11 protein-coding genes are annotated in these 12472 nt (G+C 45.4%); 1 reads left to right on the top strand and 10 read right to left on the bottom strand.

Annotated elements, in window-relative coordinates; translation table 11 throughout:
• Positions 1-61: 61 nt before the first annotated feature.
• Positions 62-778, bottom strand: a complete 717-nt coding sequence (gene rluF, locus IEW11_RS24295; protein WP_188533688.1) for a 23S rRNA pseudouridine(2604) synthase RluF — start codon at positions 776-778, stop codon at positions 62-64.
• 415 nt (positions 779-1193) lie between these two features.
• Here rluF and tadA point away from each other — a divergent pair, with 415 nt between their 5' ends.
• Positions 1194-1664, top strand: coding sequence for a tRNA adenosine(34) deaminase TadA (gene tadA, locus IEW11_RS24290; RefSeq protein WP_188533687.1), 471 nt, complete (start codon positions 1194-1196; stop codon positions 1662-1664).
• A gap of 3 nt (positions 1665-1667) precedes the next feature.
• Here the strand turns inward: tadA and IEW11_RS24285 are convergent, their stop codons facing one another.
• The 9 genes from IEW11_RS24285 to IEW11_RS24245 form a co-directional block, all read right to left on the bottom strand.
• Positions 1668-1859, bottom strand: coding sequence for an aspartyl-phosphate phosphatase Spo0E family protein (locus tag IEW11_RS24285; RefSeq protein WP_188533686.1), 192 nt, complete (start codon positions 1857-1859; stop codon positions 1668-1670).
• A 229-nt stretch (positions 1860-2088) separates the two neighbouring features.
• Positions 2089-2862: a flagellar brake protein gene (locus IEW11_RS24280; protein ID WP_188533685.1), complete on the bottom strand. Its 774-nt coding sequence runs from the start codon at positions 2860-2862 to the stop codon at positions 2089-2091.
• A 178-nt stretch (positions 2863-3040) separates the two neighbouring features.
• Positions 3041-4921 (bottom strand): ligand-binding sensor domain-containing protein, encoded by a 1881-nt coding sequence (locus IEW11_RS24275; protein ID WP_188533684.1) that lies wholly within the window; start codon positions 4919-4921, stop codon positions 3041-3043.
• Positions 4922-4992: 71 nt separating this feature from the next.
• Positions 4993-6387: an extracellular solute-binding protein gene (locus tag IEW11_RS24270; RefSeq protein ID WP_188533683.1), complete on the bottom strand. Its 1395-nt coding sequence runs from the start codon at positions 6385-6387 to the stop codon at positions 4993-4995.
• Positions 6388-6498: 111 nt separating this feature from the next.
• On the bottom strand, positions 6499-7380 hold the full coding sequence (locus tag IEW11_RS24265) for a carbohydrate ABC transporter permease (RefSeq protein ID WP_188533682.1): 882 nt from the start codon (positions 7378-7380) through the stop codon (positions 6499-6501).
• Between the two features lie 13 nt (positions 7381-7393).
• Positions 7394-8368: an ABC transporter permease gene (locus tag IEW11_RS24260; protein ID WP_188533681.1), complete on the bottom strand. Its 975-nt coding sequence runs from the start codon at positions 8366-8368 to the stop codon at positions 7394-7396.
• Positions 8369-8453: 85 nt separating this feature from the next.
• Entirely contained in the window at positions 8454-10115 is a 1662-nt protein-coding gene (locus tag IEW11_RS24255; RefSeq protein ID WP_188533680.1) for an extracellular solute-binding protein, read from the bottom strand.
• A gap of 357 nt (positions 10116-10472) precedes the next feature.
• Positions 10473-11462, bottom strand: a complete 990-nt coding sequence (locus IEW11_RS24250) for a Gfo/Idh/MocA family protein (RefSeq protein ID WP_188533679.1) — start codon at positions 11460-11462, stop codon at positions 10473-10475.
• Positions 11459-12448 carry a Gfo/Idh/MocA family protein gene (locus tag IEW11_RS24245; RefSeq protein WP_188533678.1) on the bottom strand — a complete coding sequence of 330 codons (990 nt, stop codon included), beginning with the start codon at positions 12446-12448 and terminating at the stop codon, positions 11459-11461. Before IEW11_RS24245 ends, IEW11_RS24250 begins: the two co-directional genes overlap by 4 nt.
• Positions 12449-12472: the final 24 nt, after the last annotated feature.

Below are 12472 nucleotides of genomic sequence, written 5' to 3'. Positions count from 1 at the left end.
TCGTCTTTTTTGTTCAATCGCTTTTTCATACTTCAAAAATCGGAAGTTATTCAGTGGCCTCTCAGGATGACGGCGGGCTTACAGCATCATAATTCAACGTATGGGACAGCTTTTGTAATTCCTCAGCGGTAAGGTCCCGCCAGCGTCCGGTCGGCAGGCTGCCAAGCTCAATGTTCATAATCCTTATCCGCTTCAGCTTGCGGACTTGGTAGCCAAAAGCCGAGCACATTCTTCTGATTTGGCGATTGCGGCCCTCGGTTAGAACAATCCGGAATACCCGATCTGATAAAGCAGTGACTTTACACGGCAAGGTCAGGCTGCCAAGCACCTTCACCCCTTCGCTCATTCCTTTCACGAATGCAGCGGTGATCGGCCGATCTACGGTCACGATGTATTCCTTCTCGTGATGGCCTTCTGCCCGCAGGATACGGTTCACAATATCGCCATCATTGGTCATTAGAATCAGCCCTTCCGAATCCTTATCCAAACGGCCGATCGGAAAGATCCTCTCCTTATGCCCAACAAAGTCAACGATGTTTCCTTTAACATGCGTTTCAGTCGTACTCGTGATGCCGACCGGCTTATGCAGCGCAATATAAACATGCTGCCGCTGTGTCCCAATCCGCTTGCCGTCCACACGCACATCATCACCGAGCTCCGCTTGGCTGCCAAGCTCCGCCTTAACGCCATTAATAGTCACACGCCCACTCTCAACAAGCTTGTCCGCCTCTCTGCGCGAACAATATCCGGTCTCACTAATAAATTTGTTAATACGCATCAGCCTTATCCTCCTGCTGCTCCCGCCGCCAATTCACTTTCAATTAGTTTAAAGGAGATTACAGCTTGAATCAAGGCTGATCTACCGCATGAATAGTATCCGTAGTATGATTAATGAAGGATTTTGTATATAGGGTACCCTAATTGCGATCATATCACATTTGAATAAAAGGAAAAGTTATCTCAAGCCCCAACTGGCAGGCCAATGCTCATAAAGTTATTCACAAGTTATCCAACTTATTCACAGCGCCTTGGGATAATATGTGTACAAATTTGTGCACAAACCGAATGTTATACACAGGTTTGTGCACAACCTGTTAACAACGAATATTTGTTCGCTGAACAATTCGTGTTTTATCGACAGAAAACAACCCTGCAGTATGACTAATTAATGATAAGCGGGAGGCTAAAAAAACATGCAATTTAGTGAAGAAAACATTAAGTGGATGCAAGCGGCGATTGAGGAAGCCAAAAAAGCAGAAGCCATCCTCGAAGTTCCGATCGGTGCGGTGATCGTCAAGGATGGCGAAATTATTGGCAGAGGTTATAATCTAAGAGAAACGAAGCATGATCCTACCGCCCATGCGGAAATGATCGCCATTCGGGAAGCAAGCGAGCATCTGGGAGCTTGGCGATTGCTGGACTGCACGTTATATGTTACCTTGGAGCCCTGTCCGATGTGCGCAGGTGCAATTGTTCAATCACGTGTAAAACAAGTCGTTTATGGCACAACCGATCCTAAAGCAGGATGCGCCGGCACACTAATGGATCTATTGAGGGAACCGCGGTTCAATCATGAGGTAGAAGTAATAAAAGGCGTTCTTCAAGAAGATTGCGCATCACTGCTTACGCAATTTTTTCGCCGTTTGCGGGGTAAGCCGGTATAATCATCACGGCCATTCATTTACGGATTCAGAACTCATCTCTAATTTCTGAATCCGCTGCAGGGTCACAATTAACTGGTCAGCCTCTTCGCTGATGGCAAGAACGTCTGGATCAGTAAGGCTTCCTCGCGCTTCTGCAACTTCATACAGCTTTACCCGAAGCTTCTGCAGCCGATCAAGAAGTTTAGATTTATCCATTACACGCCCCAATAAAGGTCGCTCCTATTCCTTGACATAGCCTATTCATAATACATATCTTATTATAAGCTTTGCAAGTTAAGGATATTGTAAAAACTTGTCGAGTGATTCAGACAAATTTCATTTATTTTTCGACAATTAACAATGATGTTCCATCTTTTTGCCTATTATATGAGTCGAAAAGATCATAATAAAACCCGTACCAGATCATGGTTCGGGCTTTTTATCGTTACTGATTAATATGTAACCCTGTTGCTTCTACTTTTGTCTCGATTCGCTGCAATTTATTTTTCGAGATCTGTTCGTTGAATTTATCCTGCTTCTTTTGTTTGTAGTAGTCTTCAACCTGAATTTTCAATATAAAAGCTCTCAGCGCACAGGTCTCTTCCTTAGACAAATCAATATAACGGACACCATAAAATGTGCCCTGGGCAGAGTTCTCAGAACGTATAATCTCCGTTAAACACCGCAAGGAAAACCCGAGATCCAATTCCATTTCCAGACGGGATATCTTTTGGAATCCCAGATCATCCTCGAGCACAATACCAAGACCACCCATGCTAATATTGTTAACCGCAAAATGAACCGGAACCTCCATAGGCAATCTGCTGTTATGATTGAAATGATGCACCGCATGAAGCAGTCCGGTATGCGCGGTGCTAACGCGCGGATGCTCCCTTTTCTCAATAAACTTCTTCTGGTTGGACGGGGGATTAATGATAATAAGCGAGCCTTTATCCTTAGCCACCACCGTGGATTCGAATACAAACATCCCGCTCTTCGTATATACAATTAATTTTACTTGCTCTCCGAGTCTGAACTCATCAAATTGAGGCATTTCAACCTCAATAAAATCACCTAATACATAGGTCAACACACCAGTGGAGACATAGCTTTTCTTTTCAACCACAACTTTGGAATCCAGCAGGATTCCGATATCATTTCCTTCCTTACTGCCGTAGAATGGAAGTTGGTGTATTTTTTGTGCACTCTTCGCTGTCATTCCTCCACGTATTCCTTCCATATATAGGATGATGATACTTTATTCATAGTACAACAGTCTCACCCACTGTTACAATACAAAATATGGATGCCTCGAGACCCATCCTTCATCATTTAGAAAACTTTAGAATAAAAGAAAAACCCGGCAGTGTAGAACACCGCCAGGCTCGTATTATGAACTAGTCCACGTATTTATAAAGCTCAGACTCTTTAGTGACGTAAAATTCCCCGTTTAGGCCACGCGCGAACAAGGCAACATCCGTTTCGAGTACCTCGAGCCGATGGGTCGCAATATCAAATTGAAACAGCTTGTCGATACAATTGCCATAGATTACGCCGCTGGGATCGTAGTGTAAGAAGCCGCCTCTCCAAAAATGCGTGCGCTCTTCCCAGTTCAGCGGCGGGAAGATTTCCACAACCATCTCAAATCGCCGGGACACCGGGTCGAAGCGGAAAAGGTGGCCTGTCGTCATTCCCCACACCTTGCCGCTGCCGTCAACCGTCAAAGCGGATACCGCCCTCTCCCCTTGAACCGGCACGCCTTCCCATATCTTTTGCTTGGCGGAAGCATCCCAAACAAATAATTTACCGTCCTTCTCCGTCGGTGTTATCCCCAATCCTCCGTATACGGAAGTGCCGCCATAGACGAATCCATTGTGATAACATAGGGCAACCACACTTTGGCCCGGAATCACATTTGAGATCATTTCATACGAATCCGACTCAGGATCGTACAGCGTCATCGCTCCGCCCAATTTACCATAGGTCGGCACCGTCCCGATTACCAATTTGTCTTCTGTTGCAGTGAAAGCAAACGGTCGATCCTGCCCCCCCTGCTTAAGTGAAAAGACGATTCTGGGATTCAGATCGGAGATCCATGGCTGCTTCGGATCATATTGATAAATATAAGCCCCTGGATAGACGCCCAAATAAAGCTTGTCTTTGAAATAGAGCATGCCCTCGGTTTGTCCAAATCGCTTGCATTCCGCTAACTGCCCCATCTCCGGATTATAGGAGGAAAACCCGCCGGCAAAATAACCTCCAATATAGAGATTCCCGTCAGCCCCGACGGCCATCGATTGAATTCCGACAGGCACTCCCGCTAAATCCGCCTTGATATGCTTGGCGCTTTGCGTCTTTGGATTATAGATCCAATAATCGCCGTTATAACACATGCTCACAAGGCTCTTTCCCGGATATTCCGGCTCGTTCAACTCGATCCAGCCAAAATCGCGGGCGATGAATTCAGAAGCAAATGATGTTTGAACAAGTTCATAGGTATCCAAATCAAAAGAATGCAAATATTTATTGCGAAGGAAATACACTTTGCGGTCATCACCAAGCGGGGAAACATCCAGACCCATGGCCTGATCTATCCGGCATACCCATTGTTCCTTTGCCAGGTCATATACCATCAGATCCAGCGTATCGGTAAAACGCGCAAACAGCATCCCCTCGAACACATCCAGATCATATACCAGCTTGCTTTGCTCTTGGCCTTCGGGCATAGGAAGCTTCCTCTTCGCACCGGTTATACGATCCAGTTCAATAATGGCAGCCGCTTGCGTCCCCATACCAACGTAAATTTTGTTATCCGGTCCAATGTCCAGGCTTCTTGCGTAGCTCTCTCCCGGTATCATGGAACCGTAATCGCGGAAGCGCTTGGCAGCAGAATCATATTGGAACACTTTCCCTCCCGGAAAGGTTCCGCCGTATACATTGCCATCTTCGTCCGCGGCAATCCGCCAGAAATAGTTCTCTCCTTCAATAGCAAGGCCGCAATTCTCTACCGTCGACTGCTCCGGATCATAACGGTACAAATAACCGTCCCCGCCGATAAAGACCGAACCGTCCTTGGTGATGCACATCCCCCATGAATGGTTGGATCCGTGCAGCTCGAAGCTCTTCAAGCATTGTCCGCTTGCGGCGTCGATTACATATAAGACAGATGGTTTGCCCTGCGCTACGGTATAAATCCGATCCCCCCCAGCTTCTCTCCCATAAGCGGCGGTAGCTGTTTGGACAGCGGTCAATGGTTGTCCCAATAACGTCAAGCCCATTGTTATCCCCTCATCTCTTTAACAAAAGGCTACCCCCAGTGATTAGAGATAGCCATCGTTTCATCCTATATTCAGATGTTCTTGTTCAATTCCTGCTCAATATTGCTAATTACATTGGATGCATTATCAATATTTGACCAGTATAATTTCAAATAGTGAACCATCGCATCTAAATGATGTGTCTCCACATTCATATCCGTATAATAGCGATAGCTCGGGATAATCTCCCGAAACATTTGAAATCTCGAAGGCTCCGTTTTTTCCGGCCATTCTTTTGCCGCTGCTTCTTTAATGCTCGGGATCGACAAGGTCTCCCTTCTCACGGCATCCTGAGCCTCATCTGAGGTGAGGAAATCAACTAATAATTGAGCAGCTTCCTTCTGAGCGGAATGACTGTTGATCGCTAGTCCGATATTCAATAATAAGGTTTCCGGATGATGAATAAAAGGGACAGGCGAAATATCATAGTCAAATGGAACCGATTTTATATTGTTCAAGCTGAAATAAGTGGTCACAATCATCGATGCTTTTTCTTCTAAAAATAATCTCTCTGTGTCGATGTCACTCTGGGACATAAAAGCAGGGATGATTTCTTGCTGAGAAAATAGCTCCTTGATCATCACCATGCTCTTCATAAAGGTATGGTCATTCAGATGATAACGGCCTTGTTCGTCCTTCTGCAGGGAAAATCCATTCTGGAGCAGGAACAACGGCCATCTGTTTTGTGATAACAAATGAAAATAAAAGCCGAGCCGTTTGTGAGACGGGCTGGTATCGGTCAGCTTGGATACCGCATGGCAAAAATCATTCCACGTCCAGCTGCTGTCCGGCTCCGGCAAATTCGCCTCTTTGAAATGCTTTTTATTGTAACAAAGAATGACCGGTGAAAACACAAAGGGCTTGGCATACAATTTGCCGTCGACCGTAAATGCACGGTTTAAAAAAGGGTACACCCGTTCATCTACGGTTTGTTCCGTCAGCAAATGCAATGCATTCCGTGTGTGATACAATCTAAAATTGTTATAGTTAATCATAATGACATCAAGCATATTGTCATCCATAAACTCAGTCAATTTCTCATGATAATCCATAACACGGAGCGTGACACGTTTTACCGCAACATGTGGATACTTCTTTTCGAACGCATCAAGCAGCTTTCCTACGTTTGTTTCTGGCTCAGTATCGGCATAGGAGCAAAAACGGATAGAAATCTTTCCGCTTTCGGATTTGGGGTCGTTCACCATGTTGCCGATTTTAGGTTTTTTTATGATCAGGTTTTCGTCTACTAATATTTCGAGACCCTTCCTAACCGATTTCTTGCTTAATTGAAACTCTTCACCTAAAAACTCTTCTGAAGGCAAATAGGTTCCCGCAGCTAACTTTCCTGATATGATTTGCTCGCGCAATTGATTAACCATCGCTTCCAGTCGTACCCGAAATGTTGTTCGACTTGGCTTGCTTCCCATACGTAACTACCTCTCATCACAACTAAATGTTGATCGAACGAAGACAGAAATAAATATAATCATACCCATTATTTTGTCATTTATCAATGAGCCTATAGATTACAACTTAAACTATTCCTTTACCCCGCCAAGCATAACGCCTTTGGCAAAGTATTTCTGAAGGAACGGATAAATAATCAAGATTGGCACTGTCGCTATAACGATGGTTGCGTATTTAATCGTTTCGCCGATACTGACCACATCCCCGCTTCCAACGCCGCCTAACATGTCATTGGTTTTATTCTGGACCAGGATTTCACGCAGTATCAATTGAAGCGGATAAAGTGTACGATCTTGCAGATAGATCATGGCATCAAACCAGCTGTTCCAATGGGCGACCGCGTAGAACAAGGTCATAACCGCGACAACCGGCATCGACAAGGGCAGTATAATGTTCCACAAAATCCGATACTCCGAAGCCCCTTCAATCTTAGCGGATTCGATTAAACCATCCGGGATTGTCGATTGAAAAAATGTACGCATAACGATCAGGTTGTAGGCGCTAATCGCCGATGGCAGAATCAATGCCCACCGTGAATCAAACAGCCCCAGATCGCGAACGTTCAGATAGGTGGGAATGAGTCCCCCGCTAAAGAACATCGTAAAGACGATAAAGAGCATAATCATATTTCGCCCTTTTAAATCTCTTCTTGATAATGGATAAGCGCCTAAAGTGGTTAACAATAAATTAATGAGTGTACCTGCTCCAACATAGATCAATGTATTGGAATATGCTGTCCATATGTTGGAATCCGAAAACACACGTTCATATGCTTCAATGTTAAATCCTTGCGGCCACAGCGTAACACTACCAGAAGCAATAGCAGAGGCACTACTAAAGGATGAAATGATAACGAACCACAATGGATATAGGAAAACAATGGTGCCTAATGTTAATAACACGTAGTTACTCACATCGAAAGCTTTCTCGCCTAATGATTTTTTGTAAACCATTATTCTCTCTCCCTTACCATAAGCTTGCTTCTGCTTTTTTTCTAGCGATCTGGTTTACAATGATCAGCAATGCAAAGTTGATGACCGAGTTAAACAGACCTACCGCTGCGGTGAAGCTGTAATTCGCTTCGACAATACCGCGTCTGAACACAAAGCTGCCAATGACGTCGGCGGTTTCATAGGTCGAAGGATTGTAAAGCAGAATGATTTTGTCGAACCCGACAACCATAAAGTTACCGATGTTGATGATTAAAAGAATAACGATCGTCGGCATTAATCCGGGAAGCGTAATGTGCCACATCTGTTTCCATCTTCCTGCACCATCGACGACAGCCGCTTCATATAAGGAAGGATTAATTCCGGCTAATGCGGCAAGAAAGATAATCGAGCTCCAGCCAACACCCTGCCAAATGCCGGAACCGACAAAGATCGTTCGGAACCACTGGCTTTGGATCAAGAAGTTGATCGGCTGCTCAATCAGTCCGACGGAAAGGAGCATACGGTTGATGATGCCGTCCGGCTGAAGGAAATCGATAATCATTCCGCATACGACGACTAAGGAAATAAAATGAGGCAGGTAGGAAATGGATTGAACCACTTTTTTAAATACCATGCTGCGTACTTCATTTAATAGCAAAGCCAAGATAATCGCGGCTGGGAATGCAAAGATTAGTTGGTACAGACTGATAAGAATTGTATTCCTTAAAATTCTCCAGAAGTAATAACTCTCGAAAAATTGCTCGAAATGTTTGAATCCTACCCACTTACTATCCCAAACGCCCACAAACGGATTGAAATCTTTAAACGCGATAATGGCGCCATACATCGGCTTGTATTGGAATAACACGAAATAGAGGATTACTGGAATAAGCATAATATAGAGCGAACGGTTCTTCACAATTTCTCTGAACATCATTCGTCTGTTACTTCTCTTGGATATCGGAAGTGCCTTACCCGGATTTTTTTTGTCTGCTACGTTTGTACTCATCGATCAGTTCCTCTCCTTAAACAGAGAATCATCCACTATGAAATAAGTTGCACCCCCAGTTTCTGGGGGTGCGCATCAAATCACCTTACTCCACGCTCATATAGTTATCATAAGCTTCTTGATATACTTCCAGGACACGATCAATTCCCATACCCTTGATCTGCTCTACAAAGCTGTCGAAATCATCAACCGGACGATTACCCATCACCATTGCGTTTGCGAATTCATCTCTATACGTTCTGATGTCCGCCAGGATCGGCGTGATAATATCATTTTGCTCTGTCGAGAACGTAAACGGCGGCAAGCTGACGTCATAATCAACAAACGGTGAAACTTTGTTCTTCGCTTCAATTGCCGCTTCAATGTCGTATTGCTCTGCATAGCGAGGATCTTGTACCGTTGCCCATTGTCCGCCGCCGATAGTGTAGGCGAGCAGCGACTCGGTCGCGCTTAATCCGTCAGGATTGTTGAATACAGCATCATTGAATGTCGGATAACCATCCACCACTTCATAAGACACGCCTTCTACTCCAAAGTTGTTCAGCATGATGCCTTCTTCGGAATATTGGAAATCAAGCCATTTTACAGCTTCTACAATGTTGTCGGATTGAGCGGAGATGGCAATACCGAGATTGGTTACCGGCCAAGCATGGAATGCAAAGCGTTGATCTCCGTTAGGACCCGCCGGAGGCTCTGTACCGACGATTTCGAAGGATGGATGATCCGCCATCAGATCTGTGAAAGACCTCATATACGAACCGGCCCAGCCGATCCAGGCACCCGCACGGTCATTGGTTACTTTCTCTGTCAAGAATTTAAATTCTGTATCTACCAGATAGTTAGGGTCGATCAACTGTTCGGAGTACAGCTTATTCAAGTATCCAATCGCTTCTTTGTATTCCGGCTCGATCGGTCCGAACTTCACTTGACCGTTGTCCAGATAGAACTCCCAGTCCGTTCCGAATGCAGGGCCGAAGATTTTGAACATCGTCTGCAGATTTACCGATACAAACGGGATTTCATCGCTTTGTCCATTGCCGTTCGGATCTTGTTCTTTAAATGCTTTTAATACGTTATACCAGTCTTCCGTCGTTTTAGGCTCTTCAAGACTCAGCTTCTCAAGCCAGTCCTGACGAATTTGCGGGAACATCTGAACCATTAAGTATTCATCCAGATTTAGGTTAGGGAAGTGATAGATCTCTCCGTCGGCTGAAGTAATCAATCGTCTTACATCCGGGTTTTCGTCCAAAATTCGTTTGAAATTCGGCGCATATTGGTTGATATAGTCAGTCAAAGGAGCAAATGCACCTTGTTGTCCGTATTTAGGGCCTTCCGTGATCATAGCTGTGTATAAAACCATGTCCGGAATTTGTCCGCTTGCCATCAGCAGGTTGAAGGCTTCCGGGCCGTTCGCGCCACTACCCATAACCCAGTTAATTTCAATATTCGTCCGCTCCTGCATTGTGGCAAATGAAGGCTTTTCATTATACGATGCGCCGCGGAACATTGGATCGCCAAGGAGCCACATATCCAGCTGCGTTGTCTCTTCCGTGATTGGCAGCGTTAGTTCTTCCGGTGCCGCTGCGTTTGTACCATTGTTATTGGCCGGCGTATTATTCGATGGAGCATTTGTCGCTGGAGCTGCTGGAGCGTTATTGCCGCCGTTGTTATTTGAACAAGCCGTGATAACCATGACAAACATTAAACTAATGATAAGAAAGAGCTTACTTGAACGTTTCGCTTTCATGTTCTTCCCCCTAGTAATGTTAAGTTTTTTGACATAATTACATAAACAGCTACCTGTTCCACCTTCTCCATACCTAGTTATGTACTAGATTAAAATCTGGTGTATAAAAATCCTTATAAAATAAACTCTGAATACAATAATACGCCGATAAATCTCACCACTTCCTTTATTAACAATATAATATCTAGTGCATTTCTAGTGTATATATTGAGAATAAATAAAGTTTGCCGCTTTGTCAATAAACTTTTTTAACGTTTTCCGAAGTAAACCAGGTAAATGTAAGCCCTTACTAGGATTGCAGCGTCAAAAAAGGTTGTGTCATGTTGTATGACATGAAACAACCTTTTAGTGTTATATTCATTCCTTCAGTTTAACAGGTCTTCCTGTACGCGCTGACTCATAAGCTGCTAATGCTACCCTTGCAGATAAATAACCATCTTCACCGGAAATAGAGACAGGCTCTTGCGACCGAATGGAAGTAACAAAACTATCGATCAGACCCTCATCCATGTTGTCCCCCCAATAGCTCCACTGGGCTTTCATCACTTGATCGCTGTAAACATCATTTTTCTGGGCAAAGGCATCGACAGTCAACACCCCCTTGGTTCCGATGATCTCCATCGTCACATCTCCCCATGTAGGGAATGATTTCGTACGCGACCAGCTTGGATCATGTACGGCAAAAACGCCATTCTTGTACCGAATATGAAGCATTCCGGCATCGTCGATCTCTACATCGTGGAATAACGTCTCCACATGCGCATAGACTTCCTCTACCTCACTGCCCGTAAAATAATTCATCAGATCCACCACATGAACCGTATGATCCAGCACAGCCCCTCCGCCGGAGAGCTCCTGCTGAATGAACCATCCCTGCGGCATCGTCCCGCGATTAGTTCCCTTAATCGCTACAATATCACCAATTTCGCCTTGATCGATCGCTTGCTTGGCATGAACAACAGAGGTCAAGTAACGGCAAGGAAAGGCGGTCATCAGTTGAACGCCCTGGGATTGACACACCGCGATCATCTCCAGCATTTCTTCCTCAGAAATGCCCAGCGGCTTCTCACAGAGCACATGTTTGCCTGCCATCGCCGCCTGTTTTGTAATTTCTGCATGCCTGGAATTCTCCGAGCAGATAATAACGGCATCCACCGGTTCTTTGAGCAAATCCATATAATCCTTGTAATAACGTATCCCATTGGGAGCTGTGAAGGGGCTGACTCTAGCCTCTTCCTCATCGGCAATGCCGACAATCTCCACATCCTCTCGCGGCAGCAATGCATGCAAATAACTGGCCGCATGCATATGGGCAAAGCTAATCATTCCGATCTTCAACTTCTTCATGAGAACACCTCCATATTTACAGGCTTCCCAAGCTCAGCGGACTGCTCGGCCGCCAATGCGATCGCCACTGCCTTACAGGCATCCTCCGCAGACACAATTGGGGTCGTTCCTTCTCTTATACATTGTATAAAGTGGGCCAGCTCATAATAGTAGGGGTCATACATCATTGGGCTTCTCGGCACTTGGACGCGCTCACCGAGATCTTGATCTTTACTTTGCACCTTCACGTTCAAGGACAACGTCTCATTGCTGTTAAATCGGATGATCCCCTTTTCCCCCGCGATTTCAAACTCCGTGGTGAAAGGCCCTGGATATCCCCAATACCCCGACAACGTCGCGATTCGTTTATTTTTAAACTTCAACGTCACCTGTGCGTACTCCATCTGGTCCGAACGACTAATCGCAGCATAGACGGATTCCACTTCGCCAAATATGGCCCGGGCATAATCGATATCGTGGATCATTAAATCCATGATCACACCGCCGCTCTTCGCACGGTCATGGTACCATCCGTCTGATCCCTGCGGAAAAGAGCCAAAGCGTTTCAAATGGGCCACGCCCGCTTCCCCAATGACGCCATCCTTCACTTTTTGGGCGGCATCCCGATAATTCGGGAAGAAACGGACCACATGGCCGATGAACAACCGCACGCCGTGCTGATCGCAAGCGGCCTGCATCTCCCGCGCATCCTCCAAATTTAAGGCGATCGGTTTTTCACAAATAATATGAATGCCTTTGGCTGCAAGCGTCATCACAATGTCCTTGTGCAGATGTGTCGGCAAGCACACGCACACGACATCGGGCTGTTCCTGTGCGAGCAGATCCTCCAGGCTCGTGTAAGCCGATGTCTGACACAGCTGCGCCGCTCTCTCTGCCCGCTCCCGGTCCACATCGCAGACCCCTGCCGGCTGAACTCCTTTTATTTTCGCTATATTGTGGGCATACATCATTCCCATTGTACCTGCACCAATAATTGAAACTTTCATTTTTCGTCCTCCATTAATAATAGA

Source organism: Paenibacillus abyssi (assembly GCF_014640295.1).
Taxonomy (GTDB): Bacteria; Bacillota; Bacilli; order Paenibacillales; family Paenibacillaceae; genus Paenibacillus_D; species Paenibacillus_D abyssi.
The sequence above is the reverse complement of the archived record's forward strand: the minus strand, read 5'-3'. Positions and strand labels throughout refer to the sequence as shown.

Excerpts from the sequence above, each read along its gene's own strand:
- IEW11_RS24280 (WP_188533685.1), bottom strand. The coding sequence starts at position 2,862 with ATGACAGCGAAGAGTGCACAAAAAATACACCAACTTCCATTCTACGGC.
- IEW11_RS24265 (WP_188533682.1), bottom strand. The coding sequence starts at position 7,380 with ATGGTTTACAAAAAATCATTAGGCGAGAAAGCTTTCGATGTGAGTAAC.
- IEW11_RS24250 (WP_188533679.1), bottom strand. The coding sequence starts at position 11,462 with ATGAAGAAGTTGAAGATCGGAATGATTAGCTTTGCCCATATGCATGCG.
- IEW11_RS24285 (WP_188533686.1), bottom strand. The coding sequence starts at position 1,859 with ATGGATAAATCTAAACTTCTTGATCGGCTGCAGAAGCTTCGGGTAAAG.
- tadA (WP_188533687.1), top strand. The coding sequence starts at position 1,194 with ATGCAATTTAGTGAAGAAAACATTAAGTGGATGCAAGCGGCGATTGAG.
- IEW11_RS24275 (WP_188533684.1), bottom strand. The coding sequence starts at position 4,921 with ATGGGCTTGACGTTATTGGGACAACCATTGACCGCTGTCCAAACAGCT.
- rluF (WP_188533688.1), bottom strand. The coding sequence starts at position 778 with ATGCGTATTAACAAATTTATTAGTGAGACCGGATATTGTTCGCGCAGA.
- IEW11_RS24245 (WP_188533678.1), bottom strand. The coding sequence starts at position 12,448 with ATGAAAGTTTCAATTATTGGTGCAGGTACAATGGGAATGATGTATGCC.
- IEW11_RS24255 (WP_188533680.1), bottom strand. The coding sequence starts at position 10,115 with ATGAAAGCGAAACGTTCAAGTAAGCTCTTTCTTATCATTAGTTTAATG.
- IEW11_RS24260 (WP_188533681.1), bottom strand. The coding sequence starts at position 8,368 with ATGAGTACAAACGTAGCAGACAAAAAAAATCCGGGTAAGGCACTTCCG.
- IEW11_RS24270 (WP_188533683.1), bottom strand. The coding sequence starts at position 6,387 with ATGGGAAGCAAGCCAAGTCGAACAACATTTCGGGTACGACTGGAAGCG.